The following is an 18814-nucleotide window of genomic DNA, read 5'->3' on the forward strand; positions in this document are numbered from 1 at the left end:
TCCGGGACGGGCCTCGTGCTGGGTGACTCGGTGCGTCAGTGGCCGTGACCGTGGCCGTGACCGCCGGCGGCGGCCTCGTCCTCGTCCTCGGGCTTGTCGACGATCAGGGTCTCGGTCGTCAGCAGCATGCCCGCGATGGAGGTCGCGTTGACCAGCGCGGAGCGGGTCACCTTGACCGGGTCGAGGACGCCCTGGCCGACCAGGTCGCCGTACTCCTCGGTCGCGGCGTTGTAGCCGGTGCCGACGCCGTTCTCACGGACCTTGGCGACCACGACGTAGCCGTTGACGCCGCCGTTCTCGGCGATCCAGCGCAGCGGCTCGTCGGCGGCCTTGCGGACGATCCGGACGCCGGCGGCCTCGTCGCCGGTCAGGCCGAGGTCACCGTCGAGCACGGAGACGGCGTGGACCAGCGCGGAGCCACCACCGGGGACGATGCCCTCCTCGATGGCCGCACGGGTCGCCGAGACGGCGTCCTCGATGCGGTGCTTCTTCTCCTTCAGCTCCACCTCGGTGGCGGCGCCGACCTTGATCACGCACACGCCGCCGGCCAGCTTGGCGAGGCGCTCCTGGAGCTTCTCGCGGTCCCAGTCGGAGTCGGTGCCCTCGATCTCGGCCTTGATCTGGTTGACGCGGCCCTCGACGGCGGCGTGGTCGCCCGCGCCGTCGACGATCGTGGTGTTGTCCTTGGTGACGACGACGCGACGCGCCTGGCCGAGCACCTCGAGACCGACCTGGTCGAGCTTGAGGCCGACCTCGGGGGCGACGACCTGACCACCGGTCAGGGTCGCGATGTCCTGCATCATCGCCTTGCGGCGGTCACCGAAGGCCGGGCTCTTCACCGCGACGGCGTTGAAGGTGCCGCGGATCTTGTTGACGACCAGCGTCGAGAGCGCCTCGCCCTCGACGTCCTCGGCGAGGATGAAGAGCGGCTTGCCGGACTGCATGACCTTCTCGAGCAGGGGCAGCAGCTCCTGCACCGAGGAGATCTTGCCCTGGACCAGGAGGATGTACGGGTCGTCGAGGACGGCCTCCATCCGCTCCGGGTCGGAGACGAAGTAGGCCGAGATGTAGCCCTTGTCGAACTGCATGCCCTCGGTGAACTCGAGCTCGGTGCCCATGGTGTTGGACTCCTCGACCGTGATCACGCCGTCCTTGCCGACCTTGTCGAAGGACTCGGCGAGCAGGGTGCCGATGACGGCGTCCCGGCTGGAGATCGTGGCGACCGAGGCCATGTCCTCCTTGGAGTCGACCTCGCGGGCGGCCTCGAGGAGGGCGTCGCCGACCGCCTCGGCAGCGGCGTCCATGCCGCGCTTGAGGCCCATCGGGTTGACGCCGGCGGCGACCGCACGGAGCCCCTGGTGGACCATCGCCTGGGCGAGCACGGTGGCGGTCGTCGTACCGTCGCCGGCGACGTCGTTGGTCTTGGTGGCGACTTCCTTGGTCAGCTGGGCGCCGAGGTTCTCGAAGGGGTCGTCGAGCTCGACCTCACGCGCGACGGTCACGCCGTCGTTGGTGATGGTCGGCGCGCCCCACTTCTTGTCGAGGACGACGTAACGGCCCTTGGGGCCGAGCGTCACCTTGACGGTGTTGGCGAGGGCGTCGACGCCCCGCTCCAGCGAGCGGCGGGCGGAGTCGTCGAACTCCAGGATCTTGGGCATACCTACTCCTTGTGAAAGGGAGATAGCCCGTCACGGGACGGCTGCGGACTCCGAGGAACCACGACCATCCCGTGACGGACTATCGAGAAGTTGCGGTGATCAGCCGACCACGGCGAGGACGTCGCGGGCGCTGAGGATGAGGTACTCGTCGCCGGCGTACTTGACCTCGGTGCCGCCGTACTTGCTGTAGATGACCTTGTCGCCGACGGCGACGTCGACCGGGACGCGGTTGCCGTTGTCGTCGATGCGACCCGGACCGATCGCCAGGACCTCGCCCTCCTGGGGCTTCTCCTTGGCGGTGTCGGGGATGACCAGGCCGGAGGCGGTGGTCTGCTCGGCGTCGAGCGGCTTCACGACGATCCGGTCCTCGAGGGGCTTGATGTTGACCGACACTTCAGATCAACCTCCACTTTCTGTGTTCGACCTCTGGCAGGAGCCCTGCGGGCTCCGGGACGTGTGAGCCTGCGGTGTCGGTACGCCGTCGCGGGAGCCGTACGTCGTCGCAAGCGCTGGCACCCTCAGGGCGAGAGTGCCAGATCCGACGCTAGCACTCACCCCGTGGGAGTGCCAGAGCAGGGTCCCGGTCGCGGGACCCCACCGGGCCGGAGAGCCGCTCTGACAGGATCGCCGGATGGACCTCGACGCCTTCCGGTGGCTGCTCACCGACGACGGGCAGGCGCTGCTCGCGGCCGCCTCGGACGCCTCCGGCGACGAGCTCTCCGTCCAGGCCCGGCTGCGCCGGGACGCCTCCCCCGAGCACGTCGCGGCCGCCCTGACCCAGGTGGGGCTCCGGCGTCGGGCTGTCGCGAAGTTCGACGAGCGCGCCGAGCGGATGTACTTCACCCCGGACGGCCTCGAGCAGGCCACCCGCGCCTCGGTCGCCGACCACCGCGCCGCCCGGCTGGTCGCCGCCTCCGCCCGCACGATGATCGACCTCGGCTGCGGCATCGGGGGGGACCTCGTGGCCGCTGCGTCGGCCGGCCTGACCGCGGCCGGCGTCGACCTCGACCCGTTGCGGGTCGCCGTGGCCGAGGCCAACCTCGCCGCCCTCGGCCTGCCCGGGGCGGTCACGGTCGCGGACGCGACGCTGGTCGACCCGACGCCCTTCGACGTCGCCTTCGCCGACCCTGCGCGGCGCTCGGCCCGCGGCCGCACCTGGTCGGTGGAGGACTGGACGCCGCCGTGGTCCTACGTCGAGCGGCTGCTGCGCCACGACGCCTGCGTCAAGGTCGCGCCGGGGATCCCCCGCGACCTGGTCCCGGCGGGGGTGGAGGCGGAGTGGGTCAGCGACCACGGCGAGGTCAAGGAGGCGGCCCTCTGGTCGGGCCGGCTCGCGACCACCGCCCGGCGCGCCACGGTGATCCGCGAGAGCGGCCTGGCCACGCTCACCGACGAGGACGACCCGGGGGCGGACGTCCGGCCCGTGGGCCCGTTCCTCTACGAGCCCGACGGGGCGGTGGTCCGGGCCGGCCTGGTCACCGCGGTCGCCGCGGGCGTCGAGGGTGGGCTCGTCGACGAGCACATCGCCTACGTGACCGGCGACGCGGCGTACCGCACCCCCTTCGCGCGGGGCTACCGCGTCCTCGAGGAGCTCCCCTACCGCGAGAAGCAGCTCAAGGCCGCCCTGCGCGAACGGCGGATCGGGGTGCTCACCATCAAGAAGCGCGGGGTCTCGGTCGTCCCCGACGAGCTCCGGGCCCGGCTCTCCCTGCGGGGTGACCGGACCGCCACGCTGGTGCTCACCCGGGTCGCCGGCCACGGCACGGCGCTGCTGGTCGAGCCGTTCTGAGCGGCCGGTGGGCTGGCCTCACCAGACCTCGCAACGCCGGGTTACCGGCTGTTCCCACCCTGCTGCGGCACCGTGCGGACAGCAGGTAACCCGGCGTTGCATCGTCGCCGTGTGGTTGGCTCAGCCCATGAGCGAGGACGGCCGACGGCCACGCTGGGTCTACGGGACCGGGGCCGAGCCTGACTACCGGTTCAGCCTGGCCAACGAGCGCACGCTGCTCGCCTGGCTGCGTACGGCGCTGGCGCTCCTCGCGGCGGGGGTGGCCCTGGACCAGATCGACCTGGCGTTCGACGACCGTCTCGAGACCGCCCTCGCGGCCGCGCTGGTGGTGCTCGGCATCGTCTGCTCGGCCGCGTCGTGGTGGCGGTGGGCCCGCGCCGAGCGTGCGATCCGGCAGCAGGAGCCGCTGCCCGCCTCGACGCTCGGCCTGCTGCTCGCCGTCGGAGCGGTCGCCATCGGCCTGGTCGTGCTGGCCGGGCTGTGAGCGCCGCCGCCGACCCCGGTCCCGAGCGCGGGACCCAGCCGGAGCGTACGGCGCTCGCGTGGCAGCGCACGGGCCTCTCGCTGGCCCTGGCCGCGGCCGTGCTGGCGCGGCTGACCTGGGCGCACCTCGGCGTGTGGGCGCTCGTCAGCCTGCTCGCCTCCCTCGCGCTGTGCGGATGGGTGCTGGTCGAGAGCCGGCTGCGCTACCGCGGCCGGGTCGCGGCCACGCCGTCCGCCCGGGACGTCGGCGGCTGGGCCGCGGCGCTGTGCGGCACGGTCGTGCTGATGTCGGTCACCGAGCTCGCCGCACTGGCGCGCTGACCGGGACCCCGCGGCGTGTGCCCCGGACCGGCGCATGGACCGGTCTGGGGCACACGCGACGATGGTCAGCCGCCCAGCGCCTCCCGCTCCGCCCCGATCGTCGTGTCGTCACCGTGGCCGGTGTGGACAACCGTCTCGTCCGGCAGCGCGAACAGCTGGCGGCGGATCGACGCCACGATCACGTCGGCGTCGCTGAAGGAGCGACCCGTCGCGCCCGGTCCGCCCTGGAACAGGGTGTCCCCGGTGAAGACGCAGCCGAGGTCGTGGACGTAGAGGCAGATGGCGCCGGGCGCGTGGCCGGGCGTGTGCAGCACCTTGAGCGCCGCCCCGGCGACCTTGACGGTCTGGCCGTCCTCGAGGTCGACGTCCCAGAGGTGGTCCCGGTGGGTCAGCTCCCACACCGGTCGGTCGTCGGGGTGCAGCAGGATCGGGGCCGTCACCCGCTCCCGCAGCTCCGGTGCGACGCGGACGTGGTCGTCGTGGGCGTGGGTGCAGATGATGGCCTTCACCGTCCTCCCCGCCACGAGGTCCACGATGGCGTCGACGTCGTGGGGGGCGTCGATGACGACGCACTCCTCGTCGTCGCCGACGACCCAGACGTTGTTGTCGACGTCGTGGGTCTCGCCGTCGAGGGAGAAGGTGCCACTGACCACGGTGTGGTCCACGCGCGCGGCCATCAGATGATCACCACCGAGCGGAGCACGTCGCCGTGGTGCATCTTCTCGAAGGCGGTCTCGACGTCGCCGAGCCCGATCTCCTCGCTGACGAAGGCGTCGAGGTCGAGTCGGCCCTGCCGGTAGAGGTCGACCAGCATCGGGAAGTCACGGCTCGGCAGGCAGTCGCCGTACCAGCTCGACTTCAGTGCGCCGCCGCGGCCGAAGACGTCGATCAGCGGGATCTCGGGCACCGTCATGTCCGGGGTCGGTACGCCGACCAGCACGACCGTGCCGGCCAGGTCCCGGGCGTAGAACGCCTGCTTCCACGTCTCGGGCCGGCCGACCGCGTCGATGACCACGTCGGCGCCGTCGGCGCCGTTGTCGCCGCAGATCTCCTTGATCGCCGCGACCGGGTCACGGTCGGTGCTGTTGACGGTGTGGGTGGCGCCGAGCGCCTTCGCGCCCTCGAGCTTGCGGTCGTCGAGGTCGACTGCGATGACCTTCGACGCTCCCGCGAGCGCGGAGCCGGCGACGGCGGCCGCTCCCACGCCGCCGCACCCGATCACGGCCACGGTGGAGCCCCGGCCGACGGCCCCGGTGTTGAGGGCGGCTCCGATGCCGGCCATCACGCCGCAGCCGAGCAGGCCGACGGCAGCCGCGCGTGCCTCCGGGTCGACCTTGGTGCACTGGCCGGCCGCCACGAGGGTCTTCTCGGCGAACGCCCCGATGCCGAGCGCCGGGGACAGCTCGGTGCCGTCCTCGAGCGTCATCTTCTGGGTGGCGTTGTGGGTGGCGAAGCAGTACCACGGCTCACCGCGGTCGCAGGCGCGGCAGTCGCCGCACACGGCCCGCCAGTTGAGGACGACGAAGTCCCCCGGCGCCACCTCGGTGACTCCCTCGCCGACCGACTCCACGACCCCGGCCGCCTCGTGGCCGAGCAGGAAGGGGAACTCGTCGTTGATGCCGCCCTCCCGGTAGTGGAGGTCGGTGTGGCAGACCCCGCACGCCTGGACCGCCACCAGCGCCTCCCCCGGGCCGGGGTCGGGCACGTTGATCGTCTCGATGCTGACCGGAGCGCCCTTCGAGCGGGCGACGACTGCTCTCACCTGGTGCATGGCGGCGACTCAACCACATCCGTGGTCACGGGCGGGAGCACGCCCACCGCGGAGGTAGTCCCCGAACCTTCGGTCGCGTGGCGGGCGTCACGGCGACAGGAGTTGCGGGGACTACCCCACGCGGGGGCGCTCACCACACGCCCAGCACCTGCCCGCCGATCCGGACGATGAACGCCGACACGACCACGACGAAGAAGATCCGGACGAAACGGCTGCCCTGCGCGATCGCGGTCCGGGCCCCGAGGTAGCCGCCGAGCAGGTTGCAGGCCCCCATCACCAGGCCGACCTTCCACAGCACGGCTCCCGCGGGCACGAAGACGACGAGCGAGGCGAGGTTGGTCGTCCAGTTCGCCAGCCGGGCCTTGGCACTGGCCTCGAGGAAGGAGTAGCCGAGCAGCCCGACGAGGGTGAAGACGAAGAACGAGCCGGTGCCCGGGCCGAGCGCCCCGTCGTAGAAGCCGATCGCGAGACCGGTGAGCATCGCGGCCAGCGTGTGCTGGTGGCCGGCGAACCGCAGCGCCGTCTCGCCGCCGAGGTCGGGCTTGAACAGGACGTACGCCCCCACGACCACCAGGGCGACGAGCACGATCGGGTCGAACGCCTCCTTCGGGATCTGGGTCGCGACCAGGGCGCCGAGGAAGGAACCCACGAACGCCAGGGCCATCAGCGGGAGGAAGGTGCGCGGGTCCGGGCGGACACGGCGGTAGTAGGTCACGCTGCTCACCGTCGTTCCGCAGATCGACGCCAGCTTGTTGGTGGCCAGCACCTGCACCGGGCTGGCCCCGGGCAGCCCCAGCAGCAGCGCGGGGAGCTGGATCAGCCCGCCCCCGCCGACCACGGCGTCGACGAAGCCGGCTGCCAGCGCGGCGAGCGCCAGGAGCAGCAGCACGGTCAGGTCGGGGTCGGACACCACGCGATCGTAGGGTTCGGGTCGTGCGCATCGTCTCCCTGCTCCCCTCGACCACCGAGATCCTCTTCGCGATCGGCGCCGGCGAGGACGTGGTCGGCGTGACGTTCGAGTGCGACTTCCCGGCAGCGGCCCGAACGCGCACGATCGTGTCCACCTCGGCGATGCCCGAGGGACTCGCTCCCGCGGAGATCGACGCGTACGTCGTGGGGGCGATGTCCCGCGGGGAGGACCTCTACCACCTCGACGCGGGCGCCCTCTCCGGCCTCGACGCCGACCTGGTCGTGACCCAGGACCTCTGCGCGGTCTGCGCGGTGGACGTGTCCGTGGTCGACGACGCTCTCGCCCACCTCGGCTGCACCGCCGAGGTGCTCACGATCGACCCGCACACCGTCGAGGAGGTGCTGGCGTCCATCGGCACCCTCGGCGCGGCCACCGGCCACGAGGCCGAGGCGGCTGCGCTGGTCGCCGAGCAGCGGCAGCGGCTGGCCGTGGTGCGGGAGCGGGTCGCAGGGCGGCCGCGGCCGCGGGTGATGTTCCTGGAGTGGACCGACCCGCCCTTCGCGCCCGGGCACTGGATCCCCGAGATGGTCGAGGCGGCCGGCGGCGAGCCGCTGCTCGGGACGCCCGGCGAGAAGTCGCGCCGGGTCACCTGGGAGGACGTCGACGGAGCACGCCCCGAGGTCGTCGTGGTCGCCCCGTGCGGCTTCGACCGCGACGGCTGCCGGGCCCTCGCCGAGGAGCTGCTCGCCTCCGGGGCGCTCCCCGACGGCGTCGCCGTCCACGCGGTGGACGCCAACGCGTCCTGGGCGCGTCCGGGCACCCGGCTCGTCGACGGGGTCGAGGAGCTCGCGGCGCTGCTCCACCCCTGAGCCGTCAGCCGACCCAGAACCCCCGGCCGCCGGCCCAGTCGCCGAAGTGGTCGCGGTAGGACGACGCCGGTGACCGGTCCCCGAGGTAGGACCCCACGACGGCGGCGCCGAGGTCGTCGAGCTCGGGCGCGACGACCCGGCCGTCGACCCGGCGGGCCATCGACTCGATGAACCGCGCCAGGCCGGGGTCCTCGCCCAACCGGAAGAACGTCGTCTGCGCGCCGAGCCGCATCGCGTTGTCGAGCTCGCGCACGGCGTACGAGATCGTGAGCGGGTGCGGCGGGTAGGAGAAGTGCACCTCGCCGTCCGGCTCGAGGTGGGAGGTCGGCTCCCCGTCGGTCACGACCAGCAGCACCGGCTGCGCCTGCGGGTGCTTGCGGAAGTGCCGGTTGGCCAGCAGCAGCCCGTGGTGGAGGTTGGTCCCCTTGTCCCACCGGGCGTCCAGCCCGGTCAGCTCCTCGATCTCCATGACCTGGGCGTGCCGGGAGAAGGCGATCAGCTGCAGCGCGTCGCCGCGGAACCGGCTGCGGATCAGCGTGTGCAGCGCCAGCGCGGTGCGCTTCATCGGCACCCACCGGCCGTCCATCGCCATCGAGAACGAGGTGTCGACGAGCAGCGCGACCGCCGCCTGCGTCCGCGCCTCGGTCTCCTGCACCTCGACGTCACCGATCTCGAGCCGGACGCCGCGGCGGGGGTCACCGCCCTCCGCCGCGGTCCGGCGTACGGCGTTGCCGATGCTGCCGGTGACGTCCCAGGGCTCGGTGTCGCCGTACGCCCACTCGCGGGTCGCCCCGGACAGCTCGCCGGCCGCGCCGGCGCTGCGCAGGTCGCGCTGGCCCTGCCGACCCGACATCCGCTGCGCCACGTCGCGCAGCAGCGCCTTGCCCAGCAGCCGCATCGCCTGCGGGCTCAGGCGGTACTGCCCGTCGGAGCCGCGGTGGAGGTAGCCGCTGTCGCGCAGCGCCTGCTCGAGCTGCTGCAGGGTCCGCGCGTCGACCGCCGCCTGGTCGCCGACCTGCCGCGCGAGCGCGTCGAGGTCGACGTCGTCGAGCCGGGCGCCGCTGTAGGACTGCGACAGCTGGTCGGCGAGGTCGTCGAGCTCCGCGAGGTCCTGCAGGACACCGGTCCCGTCGCCGAGGCCGAGGCCCTCGCTGCCCTCGAAGCCCTCCGACCCGCTCCAGTCCTCCCCCGGGCGCAGTGACTGCAGGTTGGCGTCCATCCGCGCCAGCTGCTCCATCAGGGCGGGCGACCCGAAGGCCTGCTGGGACAGCTCCATCAGCTGCTGCCGCTGCTCGGGCGACATCGAGTTCAGCATCCGCTGCGCGGCCGCGGACCGCTGGGCGAGGGCGTCGAGCAGCTCGTCGATGTTCTCGGGGTTCTCGGGGAAGAACTGGCCGTGCTTCGCCATGAAGTCGTCGAAGTCCTGCTGGGAGTCCTCCCCCTGCTGGTGCTTCTCGAGCAGGTCGTTGAGGTCCGAGAGCATCTCGCTGACCGCCGCCCGGTCCTCGTCGGTGGCGTTCTCGAGGGCGTCCTTCATGCCGGCGAAGCGCTGGTCGAGCAGCTCGCGGCCGAGCAGGTCCTTGATCTGCTCGTAGGCCTCGCGGGCCTCCCGGCTCTGCCAGTCGTACGACGCCAGCTCGGTCACGGCCGCGGCCGTGTTGGCTGAGAGGTTGTCGAGCTGCATCTCACGCAGCGCCCGGTCGCCGTCGTCCATCTCCACGTCGCGGGCCAGCTGCTTGCGCTCCTCCAGCACCGCCCGGTCCAGCAGCTCGCGGACCTCCTGGAGGGTCCCGTCGAGGTCGTGCTGACGCAGCAGCTGGCGGCGACGCTCGGCCACCCGGCGGGCCAGGTCGTCCAGGCCTGCCTGGTCACGACCACCGCGGCGCAGGAACTCCCGCATCGCGCGCTCGGGGCTGTAGCCGGCCATGACGTCCTGGCCGATCTCGTCGAGCGCCTCCCCGAGGTCGACCGGCGGGGCGAGCGGGTCGCCGCCGTCGTACCTGCGATAACGGCTCATGCCCGCCCCCGGGTGGATGGTCCGCCGCCGGAAGCATCATCTCGCGGCCCGAGGTGACGCACCGGGCGGCGGACCATCCGAGACTCAGCCATAGACCGTCTCCGCCCCGTCGGACTCCTTGCCGATCCGGCGCGCGAGGTAGAGCCCCTCGAGGGCGAGCTCGATCGCCGCGGCCCGGGTGCCGTCGTCGGTCGCGCCGAGCCGGTCGCAGACCTCGTCGTAGAGCTCCGACTCCCCCAGCACGGGGAGCCCGGCGAGGAAGTCGCGGGCCGAGACCTGGGCCCCGGTCGTGACCATCCGGCCCTCCTCGATCGCCTCGACGAGCAGCGCCAGGTCGATCCCTCGCAGGTGGTGGCGTACGGTCTCGGCGGTCGCGGTCCGCAGCAGGTGGGTGAGGACCTCGTGCTCGCGGCCCTCCTCGCCGCTCTCGAACTCGATCTTGCCGCCGAGCACGTCGACGGCGGTCTCGAGGTCGACCACCCTCGCGACCGGTCGTTCCTCGCCCTGCCGGGTGGCGCGGTGGAGCGCGGCCGCGGCGATGGTCTCCGCTCCGGCGATCGCGAACCGGGCCGAGACCCCGGACCGCTGGTCGACGCTGCCCGACCGCCGCAGGTTGCGGGTGAACCGCGCCAGCGTCTCCAGCAGGTGGTCGGGAACCTCGGCGACGAGGTGCGCCTCCTGTCGGATCACGGCGAGCTCGTCGTCGAGCTCGGTCGGGTAGTGGGTACGGATCTCCGCGCCGAAGCGGTCCTTGAGCGGGGTGATGATCCGCCCGCGGTTGGTGTAGTCCTCCGGGTTGGCGCTCGCCACCACCAGCACGTCGAGCGGCAGCCGCAGCACGTAGCCGCGGATCTGGATGTCGCGCTCCTCCATCACGTTGAGCATCGCCACCTGGATCCGCTCGGCGAGGTCGGGCAGCTCGTTGATGGCGACGATGCCGCGGTGGGAGCGCGGGATCAGCCCGAAGTGGATGGTCTCCGGGTCACCGAGGTGCCGACCCTCGGCCACCTTCATCGGGTCGACGTCGCCGATCAGGTCGGCGACGGACGTGTCGGGAGTCGCGAGCTTCTCGGCGTACCGCTCGTCGCGGTGGCGCCAGGTGACAGGCAGGTCGTCGCCGAGCTCCTCGGCCCGGCGGCGGGAGGCAGGACCGACGGGCTCGTACGGGTGCTCGCCGAGCTCGGAGCCGGCGATGACCGGGCTCCACTCGTCGAGCAGCCCGGCCAGCGAGCGCAGCAGCCGGGTCTTGCCCTGGCCGCGCTCACCGAGGAGCACCACGTCGTGCCCGGCGATCAGGGCACGCTCGAGCTGGGGGACGACCGTGTCGTCGAAGCCGTGGAGCCCGGGCCACGGGTCCTCGCCGGCGGCGAGCTTCGCCAGCAGGTTGTCGCGGATCTCCTGGCGGAGGGGCTTGAGCTGGTGCCCGGTCGCGCGGAGGCCGCCGAGGGTCGTGTTCTCGGGTGCGTGAGTCACCCGTTCACGCTAGCCCCGCAGGTCAAGCCTCCGGGTCGGTACGGCGGCGCCCGCCCCAGATCAGCAGCAGCGCCCCGAGGGCCACGAGCACGGTGGCCGCACCCGCGACCGTACGGGCCCCGGCCGCAGGGGTGGCCGGCTCGGGCACGCCCCCGTCGACCGCCACGGGGACGCAGCTCGCGGATCCGCTGACGGTGACCACGGCCGCGCGCTCGCAGTCCTCGTCGTCCGGGGCGTCCTGGGTGGTCGTCGCGTCCTCGGTGGTCGTGGCCTGCACCCCGCAGACGTCGACCTCACCGGAGGGGCCGACCTGCGAGAGCGTGGTCACCAGGTCCAGGGTGGCCTGCGCGCGCATGCCCTGCTGCCCGGCCAGGTCCGCGACGGAGACGCCGACCTGGACGGCCTGCACCTCTCCGGGGGCCAGGTCCGGGCCGGTGGCCAGGAGGTGGCAGACCGCGCCGCCGAGGGCGCCCGTCGACACGGTGTCGCCGACGGCGAGCTCGAAGGTCAGGGCCTGCTCGAAGGCGTTGCTGCCGGCGGTGTCCACCAGCGAGACCGTGGTCCGCGCGACGTGGGGCGAGGTGTTCTTCACGTAGTACGTGCGGGTCGCGCCGGTCCGCGGCACGAACGGGCCGGCGTCGTGGAACAGGGCCTGCGACAGCTGGGTGCGGAACGGGCCGTCCGGGCTGGTGCTGACGAGCAGCTCGGCGTGCTCGGCGTACGCCGGCGGGGCGGTGAGCAGCAGCGGCGCGAGCAGTGCCGGGATCGCCAGCAGCGACCGGGCGCGGCCCCGGCTCATGCCGGCACCTTCTCGCGGCGGCGACGCTCGACCAGACCACCGGCGAGCAGCACCCCGCCGTAGAGCAGGAGGGCGACCGCGAAGAGGTTGATCGCGGTCCTCACCCAGCCGCCGGCCAGCCACACGGAGACGTAGCCGACCAGGGGCACCGAGTACCAGACCTCGCCCCGCACCTGGTCGGCCGAGACCGGTTCGAGGTCGACGGTGTCGTTGTTGTCGCCCTTCGTGACGAACTGCTTGCCCTCCGCGCCGAAGGCGAACCCGTCGATCCGGTGGGTGGTCAGCCGCGGGTCGTCGGAGACGGGCTGGAAGGTGATGACGTCACCGATCGCGAGCTCGTCGGTGTCGACCGGACGCACGACGACGACCGAGCCGATGTCGTACGTCGGCTCCATCGAGCCGCTCAGCACGGTGAGGGGACGCGCGCCGGTCGCCTTCGGCACCAGGATCAGGGCTGCTCCGGCAGTGACGACGCCGATCAGCAGCGCCCAGCTCAGCGCCTTGGCCACCCTGGCCCTCACGGTCGTCACGGTGTCACCTCGGAGCAGGCGTGGTTGCCTGCGCCGTTCCCGGTCCGGACCAGCCGGAGCGTGTTGCTCCAGGATGAGGTCCCGCCGGCGTTGGTGGCCCTGACCCGCCAGTAGCGCGTGGAGCCGGACGGCATGGCTGCCGTGTAGGGCGAGGTGTGGGCAGGGGGCGCCGGGACGGCCGAGAAGCTGGGGTCCGCGTTCGTGGTCGTGGAGCGGTAGACCGTGTAGGTCTCCCCGCTGACGGCCGTCCAGGTGAAGGCTCGGTTCCCGTTGCTCACGAAGTCCCCGCAGCTCAGGTCCGGCGGGCTGGGCGGGAGCGTCACCGTCACCGGCACGGTCACCTGGGCGCTCGGGGTGGTCCACCCGGCCGACGGCCGCTGGACGCCGCCGAGGGCGAGCGTCACGTTGCCCGGTGTGGCGGTGGCCGAGGACACCACGCGCACGCACAGCGTCACGTTGGCGGCGGTGGGGGTCGTGTCGATCTGCACCGACGCGGCTCCGGGGCAGGACGTGCCGACGGTGGCGGTCACCCCGGACGGGGTGCTCACGACGGTCGCGGTGATCCGCTGCTGCAGCGTCTTGCCCAGGGAGGTGTCGTCCACGACGAAGGTGGTCGTGGCTGCGGACCCGGCGGTCCGGGTCAGGCTGACGCCGGCCGGGGAGGTCGCGGTGAAGGTCAGGCGCCCGGAGCTCACCGAGCTCGCGGCGAGTGGCTCCTGGTCCTGCCAGGACGCGCGCGTCGACCCCGTGGTGGCGCCCCCGACGAGGAGGGCGCCGACCACGGCGACGAGGAGCGGGATCCTGGGCGACATGACGGTCCGGCGCGGATCAGCTCTGGCTGATCGTGAAGGCAGCCGCGGGCAGCGTGGCGGCCTTGTTCTGGTCGGTCTGCCCGGAGGTGCCGGACGGGAGGGTGTAGGTCACCACGGCGGTGAGCGTCGCGGTGCCGAACGGCGCGTTGAACGCGAACTGGTTGGAGCCCGGCGCGGTCTCGGTGACCGAGCTGCTGCTGGAGGTGACCGCGACGCTGTGGGTCAGGCCGGCGAAGGTGCTCGTCAGCGAGGGCTTGACGTAGGCGATGGTGCCCGCGAGCTTCTTGCCGCTCGCCTTGACCGTGAAGGTCTGGGTGTAGGTGACCTTGTCACCGGGGACCATCTTGTCGGCGGCGGTCCAGTCGTTGGCCGCGCCGGTGTTGGCGTCGTCGTAGGTGCCGGCGCTGGTGGCGATGTCGAGCTCGCCGGACTGCACACCGTTCTCGGCCAGGTTCTCGCTGTCGCTCCAGAGGGCGTAGGTGCCGAAGCCGCCCATCAGCAGTGCGATGCCGGTGGCCCCGGCGACCGATCCCTTGATCATCTTGTTCATGTCGTGTCCCCACTCGTGTGCGGCTCCACGCCGGAACCGTCACGAGGAGTCTTGTGGCGCGAACAGGTGAACTAGGCGCGGATTCAACGACCGTTCCACGCTCGTGGGGATCTCGTTACCGACAGGAACACTTGCGGACCGAGGCCCACAGCGATCGTCCCCATCTCGGTGCGCCGGCGCTCCGGGACGGTGGTCCCGGACGTAGTCCGTCCGGACTAGTCCGTCACGGACGATCGGTCAGCTGCTGGCCAGGAACGCGAGCAGATCCTGTCTCGTGAGCACCCCGACGGGCTTGCCGTCCTCGTGCACGAGCACAGCGTCGGCGTCCTCGAGCATCCCCACGGCGGCCTGCGCGGGCTCGGTGGAGCCGATGGTGGGCAGGGCCGCGGACATGTGCTCCTCGACGGCGTCGGTCAGCTTGGCGTGACCGGCGAAGAGTGCGTCGAGCAGGGTGCGCTCGGAGACCGAGCCGGCCACCTCGGCGGCGACGATCGGGGGCTCCGCGCGGACGACCGGCATCTGCGAGACGCCGTACTCCTGCAGGATCGCGACCGCCTCGGCGATGGTCTCGCTCGGGTGGGTGTGGACCAGGTCGGGCAGCCGCCCGGTCTTGCCGCGGAGCACCTCGCCGACCGTCTTGTGGTCGGCCTCCTCCGAGCCGGTCGCGAAGCCGTACTGGGCGAGCCACTCGTCGTTGAAGACCTTGGTGAGGTAGCCGCGACCGGAGTCGGGCAGCAGGACCACGATCACCGCGTCGGTACGTCCCTCGGCAGCCAGCTCGTGGGCCAGCTGCCGGGCGGCGTACGCGGCCATGCCGCAGGAGCCGCCGACGAGCAGCGCCTCCTCGCGGGCGAGCCGGCGGGTGAAGGCGAAGGAGTCGGCGTCGGAGACCTCGATGATCCGGTCTGCGATGCCGCGGTCGTAGGTCTCGGGCCAGAAGTCCTCGCCGACGCCCTCGACGAGGTAGGGGCGGCCGGTGCCGCCGGAGTAGACCGAGCCGGCGGGGTCGGCGCCGATCACCTGGACGTCGGGGTTCTGCTCCTTGAGGTAGCGGCCGGTGCCGCTGATGGTGCCGCCGGTGCCGACGCCGCACACGAAGTGGGTGATCTTCCCGTCCGTCTGCTCCCAGATCTCCGGACCGGTGGTCTCGTAGTGGGAACGCGGGTTGTGCGGGTTGGAGTACTGGTCGGGCTTCCAGGCACCCGGCTGCGAGGCGAGCCGGTCGCTGACGTTGTAGTAGGAGTCGGGGTGCTCGGGGGCGACCGCGGTGGGGCAGACGACCACCTCGGCGCCGTACGCCTTGAGCACGTTGCGCTTGTCCTCGCTGACCTTGTCCGGACACACGAAGACGCACTTGTAGCCCTTCTCCTGGGCCACCATGGCCAGCCCGACACCGGTGTTGCCCGACGTCGGCTCGACGATGGTGCCGCCGGGCTGCAGCGCGCCCGAGGCCTCGGCCGCCTCGATCATCCGGGTCGCGATCCGGTCCTTCACGGAGCCGCCGGGGTTGAGGTACTCGACCTTGCCGAGCACCAGCGGCGCCTCCAGCCCGTCCATCGAGCGCCGCAGGCGCACGAGCGGGGTGTTGCCGATCAGGTCCAGGAGCGAGTTCACGTACTGCACCCGGCCAACGATAGAGCGGGGGAACCCGCCACGGCGCATTCCCGGGCTCCGTAGAGTTGTCGTGTGGGGAACGCTGCAGCCGCTCGCAAGCTGGCCTCCGCCGCTGCGTTCGGCGGTGGCGGCCTCTCCGCGCTCGGACTCGGCCTCTACGGCCTGCTCCGGACGGAGGCCAAGCTCGCCCGCCGCGCGATCGGGCAGACGCGGGAGACGCCGCCGCCCGACGCCACCGGGTGGTACGGCCGCGGCCGTCCCGGTCCGGCGGTCAAGGTGGCGCTGCTCGGCGACTCCAGCGCCGCCGGCTACGGCGTCGACCGGGTCGAGGAAACCCCGGGCGCCCACCTCGCGAGCGGGCTCGCGGTGCGCGCGGACCGACGCGTCCACCTGCGGGAGTTCGCGGTCGTCGGGGCGGAGTCGAGCCACCTCGTCCGGCAGGTCGACGCCGCGCTGCCGACCGGCCCGGACCTCGCCGTGATCCTGATCGGTGTCAACGACATCACCCACCAGGTCCGCCCCGCCACGTCGGTCCGCAACCTCTCCGAGGCCGTACGCCGGCTCCGCGAGGCCGGAGCCGAGGTCGTGGTCGGCACCTGTCCCGACCTCGGCACCATCCGGCCGATCCCGCCGCCGCTCAAGCAGGTGGCCCGGGTCTGGTCGCGCCGGCTGGCCGCCGCCCAGACGATCGCGGTCGTCGAGGAGGGAGGACGTACGGTCTCGCTGAGTTCGATCCTGGGGCCCGAGTTCGACGCCGCGCCGGCGCTGCTCTTCGGCCCGGACCGCTTCCACCCCTCCGCCGACGGCTACCGCGCGCTGGCCGAGGTGCTCCTCCCCTCCGCGCTCGCCGCCCTCGGGCTCGGCCCGGACGCCGCCGAGGCGCCCGAGGCGGTCCGCGGCGAGGGGCTGCGTCCGGTGGCGAGCGCAGCGGTCGAGGCGGTCCGGGTTCCCGGCACCGAGCTCGACGGGGTCGAGGTCGCCGGCTCGCGCCGCGGCGTCCGCGGGCTGTGGGTGGAGCTGCGGCACCGCCGACGCCACCCGGGCACCGACAGCGAGGCACCGGAGCCGACCGAGCCCAGCCACGCCGACGACACCGCGGACACCGCCCGGACGTGACGAACGGCCCGCCGGGCCACCGGCGGGCCGTTCGCCCGAAGCTGTCGCCGCGGGTCAGTCCTGGCTGAAGATCGCCAGGATCCGGAGCAGGTTGGTGTAGATCCACACCAGGCTGACGGTCAGCGCGAACGCCGCCCGCCACGACTCGCGCTCCTCGATGCCCGCCGCGATCCCCTGCTCGACGAAGTCGAAGTCGAGGATCAGCATGAAGACACCGAGCACGAGGCCGGCGAACGAGAAGAGCAGGCCGGCACCGCCGAAGCCGAGGAAGCCCACCGCGTTGCCGAACATGCCGAGCACGACCTCGAGCAGGCCGAGGGCGACCATGCCGAACATCGCGGCGATCACGAACGTACGGAACCGCTGGCCGACCTTGATGTCGAAGAACTTGTAGGCGGCGAGGGTGCCGGCGAAGGCCGCGAAGGTGCCGAGGACGGCCTGCATGACGATGTTGTCGCCGAGACTGCTGTTCTCGGGCACGAAGGCGGCGTCGATGAACTTGCTGAACGCACCGAGCGCCACGCCCTCGAGGGCACAGAAGGCGAGCACCAGCCCGGGGCTGACGACCCGCTTGAAGGAGTTGACCATTGAGAGGCCGAAGGCACCGAAGGAGCCGACCATCAGCGCGAGGTAGAGGTTGCCCATCTGCGCGTCGCTGCCCCGGACGTCACCGGTCCACCACCAGGTGAGCGCGGCGGTCACGATGACGACGGCCAGCGAGATGCCGGTCTTCTGGACGACCGAGTCGATGGTCATCCGCTCGCCGGAGTGGACCGGCGCCTGGGTGTCGGCGTAGCCGGTCGGGGTCTGGCCGTAGCCGTCGAAGGCCGCGCCGTTGCCGGGGTAGGTCTGGTTGCCGTAGGCGTTGGTCCCCTGCGCTGCGGTCCCGTTGAACGCGTCGGATCGGCGGAACACGGGGTTGTTGCTCTGCATGGTCTCCTCCTTGGAGGCCTGGCAGCCATCGATCTGATGGCTCGCCCAACTTCTGGCCAGTCTAGTTGGCTCGTGCAGGGAGAACGAGCGTGGCCGGTGCCCTGTTCCTCCGCGCGGCGGTCTCTAAGAAACTTCTCATCCGGTGCCCCCGGTGGGGGTCGAACCCACACTGAGTCGCTTTTAAGGCGACTTCCTCTGCCGGTTGGGATACGGGGGCGCAGCGCAGCACCTCGCCAGCGCCACGCATTGTGGCAGCCCGCGCCCCGTTCAGCGGTACCGGTCGAAGAAGTCGACGATCACGTCGAGCGCCTCCCGCTGGACCTCGTCGACCTGCGCCACCCCGTCGTCGCCGACCTCGGGGTAGATGTAGCCGTGCACGTCGTGGCTCCACGACCGCCACTCGGCGTCGCTGCGCTTCTCGGCGAGCAGCTCGTAGGTGAGCCGGAAGATGCCCTGCAGCTCGTCCTGCTCGCGGCCGAGCACCAGCACCGGGATGTCGACGCCGTCGAGGCGCTCCGAGACCGTCTCGGGCTCGGTGATCCGCGACCGCGCGTGCTCCACCGTGCGCATCTGGAGGCTCTCGATGTCGCGGAGCCCGTCCTCGGACTCGACCGTGGGCTCGCCGTCGAGGTCGAGGGTGAGCAGCTCGTGGCTGGCCGGCTCGGCGGCCACGCCGGCACGGAGGAGCCCGTCGTACTGCGAGAGGAGCTTGAAGAGCATCTCGCCCGCATGGCTGACGCCGAGGTGGAAGAGCCGGTCGGCGTCGATCTCCGGCCGCTCGGCGACGTCGCGGAGAACGGCGACCTCGTCCTCGTACTCGAGGGGCGCGCGGTTCATCAGCTCCATGCCCTGACGCCCGTGGACCTGCAGCCGCCCCCCACGCTGGTAGCCGAGCTCCACCTCGGTGCGGTAGCGCACCCAGGCGCAGGCGTAGCCGGCCTCGAGCAGCCGGTCGGTGACGTGGCGGAACCGGTGGGCCCGCTCGCGCAGCCAGGCCAGGCCGCCACCACCGTTGCCGTAGGCGACCAGCACGAACGGGTGCGGCCCCTCCCCTGCCGGGGTGCGCAGGGCGTACGGCACGTAGAGACCGTCCAGGGTCTCGGCGAGGTGGTAGTCGACGCGACGGTCGGAGCCGGGGAGCAGGTCGGTGGCCAGGGGCTCGTGCATGG

Annotated in this window: 19 protein-coding genes and 1 tRNA gene; 5 read left to right on the forward strand and 15 right to left on the reverse strand. The window is 72.3% G+C overall.

The genetic code is table 11. From position 1 onward, the window contains the following. Positions 1-35 precede the first annotated feature (35 nt). Together groL and groES are read right to left on the reverse strand one after the other, a co-directional pair. A complete protein-coding gene (groL, locus tag EXE57_RS07545; RefSeq protein WP_135075863.1) occupies positions 36-1658 on the reverse strand; it encodes a chaperonin GroEL in 1623 nt (540 codons plus the stop codon). A gap of 99 nt (positions 1659-1757) precedes the next feature. Next, on the reverse strand, positions 1758-2051 hold the full coding sequence (groES, locus tag EXE57_RS07550) for a co-chaperone GroES (protein ID WP_135075866.1): 294 nt from the start codon (positions 2049-2051) through the stop codon (positions 1758-1760). A gap of 238 nt (positions 2052-2289) precedes the next feature. Between groES and EXE57_RS07555 the strand changes: the two genes are divergently transcribed. From EXE57_RS07555 to EXE57_RS07565, 3 genes are all read left to right on the forward strand, one after another. After that, positions 2290-3447: a class I SAM-dependent methyltransferase gene (locus EXE57_RS07555; protein WP_135075869.1), complete on the forward strand. Its 1158-nt coding sequence runs from the start codon at positions 2290-2292 to the stop codon at positions 3445-3447. 127 nt (positions 3448-3574) lie between these two features. Next, positions 3575-3931 carry a YidH family protein gene (locus EXE57_RS07560; RefSeq protein ID WP_135075872.1) on the forward strand — a complete coding sequence of 119 codons (357 nt, stop codon included), beginning with the start codon at positions 3575-3577 and terminating at the stop codon, positions 3929-3931. Next, positions 3928-4251, forward strand: a complete 324-nt coding sequence (locus EXE57_RS07565) for a DUF202 domain-containing protein (protein WP_167305849.1) — start codon at positions 3928-3930, stop codon at positions 4249-4251. Before EXE57_RS07560 ends, EXE57_RS07565 begins: the two co-directional genes overlap by 4 nt. A 65-nt stretch (positions 4252-4316) precedes the next feature. Here EXE57_RS07565 and EXE57_RS07570 read toward each other — a convergent pair whose 3' ends face one another. The 3 genes from EXE57_RS07570 to EXE57_RS07580 all read right to left on the reverse strand — a co-directional run bounded on the left by EXE57_RS07570 (position 4317) and on the right by EXE57_RS07580 (position 6932). Beyond that, positions 4317-4928, reverse strand: coding sequence for an MBL fold metallo-hydrolase (locus EXE57_RS07570; RefSeq protein WP_135075879.1), 612 nt, complete (start codon positions 4926-4928; stop codon positions 4317-4319). Continuing rightward, the gene (locus EXE57_RS07575) at positions 4928-6022 is read right to left on the reverse strand and encodes an S-(hydroxymethyl)mycothiol dehydrogenase (protein WP_135075882.1); all 1095 of its coding nucleotides are present in this window, start codon (positions 6020-6022) and stop codon (positions 4928-4930) included. Before EXE57_RS07575 ends, EXE57_RS07570 begins: the two co-directional genes overlap by 1 nt. 130 nt (positions 6023-6152) lie before the next feature. After that, positions 6153-6932 carry a TSUP family transporter gene (locus tag EXE57_RS07580; RefSeq protein WP_135075885.1) on the reverse strand — a complete coding sequence of 260 codons (780 nt, stop codon included), beginning with the start codon at positions 6930-6932 and terminating at the stop codon, positions 6153-6155. Positions 6933-6955: 23 nt separating this feature from the next. Between EXE57_RS07580 and EXE57_RS07585 the strand changes: the two genes are divergently transcribed. Then, positions 6956-7801 (forward strand): ABC transporter substrate-binding protein, encoded by an 846-nt coding sequence (locus tag EXE57_RS07585; protein WP_135075888.1) that lies wholly within the window; start codon positions 6956-6958, stop codon positions 7799-7801. A 4-nt stretch (positions 7802-7805) separates the two neighbouring features. Here the strand turns inward: EXE57_RS07585 and EXE57_RS07590 are convergent, their stop codons facing one another. The 7 genes from EXE57_RS07590 to EXE57_RS07615 all read right to left on the reverse strand — a co-directional run bounded on the left by EXE57_RS07590 (position 7806) and on the right by EXE57_RS07615 (position 15605). Next, the gene (locus tag EXE57_RS07590; RefSeq protein ID WP_135075891.1) at positions 7806-9818 is read right to left on the reverse strand and encodes a vWA domain-containing protein; all 2013 of its coding nucleotides are present in this window, start codon (positions 9816-9818) and stop codon (positions 7806-7808) included. Between the two features lie 84 nt (positions 9819-9902). Further along, a complete protein-coding gene (locus EXE57_RS07595; RefSeq protein WP_135075894.1) occupies positions 9903-11291 on the reverse strand; it encodes a sigma 54-interacting transcriptional regulator in 1389 nt (462 codons plus the stop codon). Positions 11292-11313: 22 nt separating this feature from the next. Beyond that, complete coding sequence (locus tag EXE57_RS07600) at positions 11314-12090, reverse strand: hypothetical protein (RefSeq protein WP_135075897.1); 777 nt, start codon at positions 12088-12090, stop codon at positions 11314-11316. Next, positions 12087-12611 carry a signal peptidase I gene (locus tag EXE57_RS19690; protein ID WP_167305850.1) on the reverse strand — a complete coding sequence of 175 codons (525 nt, stop codon included), beginning with the start codon at positions 12609-12611 and terminating at the stop codon, positions 12087-12089. The genes EXE57_RS07600 and EXE57_RS19690 overlap by 4 nt, the downstream gene beginning before the upstream one ends. A gap of 5 nt (positions 12612-12616) precedes the next feature. Continuing rightward, positions 12617-13432 (reverse strand): hypothetical protein, encoded by an 816-nt coding sequence (locus tag EXE57_RS19695; protein WP_167305851.1) that lies wholly within the window; start codon positions 13430-13432, stop codon positions 12617-12619. Between the two features lie 16 nt (positions 13433-13448). Further along, the gene (locus tag EXE57_RS07610; RefSeq protein ID WP_135075903.1) at positions 13449-13982 is read right to left on the reverse strand and encodes an alternate-type signal peptide domain-containing protein; all 534 of its coding nucleotides are present in this window, start codon (positions 13980-13982) and stop codon (positions 13449-13451) included. A 237-nt stretch (positions 13983-14219) separates the two neighbouring features. Beyond that, positions 14220-15605, reverse strand: a complete 1386-nt coding sequence (locus EXE57_RS07615; RefSeq protein WP_167305852.1) for a cystathionine beta-synthase — start codon at positions 15603-15605, stop codon at positions 14220-14222. Positions 15606-15668: 63 nt separating this feature from the next. Between EXE57_RS07615 and EXE57_RS07620 the strand changes: the two genes are divergently transcribed. After that, complete coding sequence (locus EXE57_RS07620; protein ID WP_135075909.1) at positions 15669-16712, forward strand: SGNH/GDSL hydrolase family protein; 1044 nt, start codon at positions 15669-15671, stop codon at positions 16710-16712. A gap of 54 nt (positions 16713-16766) precedes the next feature. On the opposite strand, the gene EXE57_RS07625 is transcribed toward EXE57_RS07620, so the two are convergent. The 3 genes from EXE57_RS07625 to EXE57_RS07635 form a co-directional block, all read right to left on the reverse strand. Beyond that, positions 16767-17645, reverse strand: coding sequence for a Bax inhibitor-1/YccA family protein (locus tag EXE57_RS07625; protein WP_135075911.1), 879 nt, complete (start codon positions 17643-17645; stop codon positions 16767-16769). Positions 17646-17788: 143 nt separating this feature from the next. Next, a tRNA-Leu gene (locus EXE57_RS07630) sits at positions 17789-17862 on the reverse strand. A 50-nt stretch (positions 17863-17912) separates the two neighbouring features. After that, positions 17913-18812 carry an alpha/beta hydrolase family protein gene (locus EXE57_RS07635; protein ID WP_135075913.1) on the reverse strand — a complete coding sequence of 300 codons (900 nt, stop codon included), beginning with the start codon at positions 18810-18812 and terminating at the stop codon, positions 17913-17915. Between the last annotated feature and the right edge of the window lie 2 nt (positions 18813-18814).

It is taken from the genome of Nocardioides euryhalodurans, from assembly GCF_004564375.1.
Classification (GTDB): Bacteria; Actinomycetota; Actinomycetes; order Propionibacteriales; family Nocardioidaceae; genus Nocardioides; species Nocardioides euryhalodurans.

What these genes read in the sequence shown, in the direction of transcription:
- groL (WP_135075863.1), bottom strand. Translation starts at nt 1,658, where the DNA reads ATGCCCAAGATCCTGGAGTTCGACGACTCCGCCCGCCGCTCGCTGGAG.
- EXE57_RS07555 (WP_135075869.1), top strand. Translation starts at nt 2,290, where the DNA reads ATGGACCTCGACGCCTTCCGGTGGCTGCTCACCGACGACGGGCAGGCG.
- EXE57_RS07560 (WP_135075872.1), top strand. Translation starts at nt 3,575, where the DNA reads ATGAGCGAGGACGGCCGACGGCCACGCTGGGTCTACGGGACCGGGGCC.
- EXE57_RS07570 (WP_135075879.1), bottom strand. Translation starts at nt 4,928, where the DNA reads ATGGCCGCGCGCGTGGACCACACCGTGGTCAGTGGCACCTTCTCCCTC.
- EXE57_RS07575 (WP_135075882.1), bottom strand. Translation starts at nt 6,022, where the DNA reads ATGCACCAGGTGAGAGCAGTCGTCGCCCGCTCGAAGGGCGCTCCGGTC.
- EXE57_RS07590 (WP_135075891.1), bottom strand. Translation starts at nt 9,818, where the DNA reads ATGAGCCGTTATCGCAGGTACGACGGCGGCGACCCGCTCGCCCCGCCG.
- EXE57_RS07600 (WP_135075897.1), bottom strand. Translation starts at nt 12,090, where the DNA reads ATGAGCCGGGGCCGCGCCCGGTCGCTGCTGGCGATCCCGGCACTGCTC.
- EXE57_RS19695 (WP_167305851.1), bottom strand. Translation starts at nt 13,432, where the DNA reads ATGTCGCCCAGGATCCCGCTCCTCGTCGCCGTGGTCGGCGCCCTCCTC.
- EXE57_RS07610 (WP_135075903.1), bottom strand. Translation starts at nt 13,982, where the DNA reads ATGAACAAGATGATCAAGGGATCGGTCGCCGGGGCCACCGGCATCGCA.
- EXE57_RS07625 (WP_135075911.1), bottom strand. Translation starts at nt 17,645, where the DNA reads ATGCAGAGCAACAACCCCGTGTTCCGCCGATCCGACGCGTTCAACGGG.
- EXE57_RS07635 (WP_135075913.1), bottom strand. Translation starts at nt 18,812, where the DNA reads ATGCACGAGCCCCTGGCCACCGACCTGCTCCCCGGCTCCGACCGTCGC.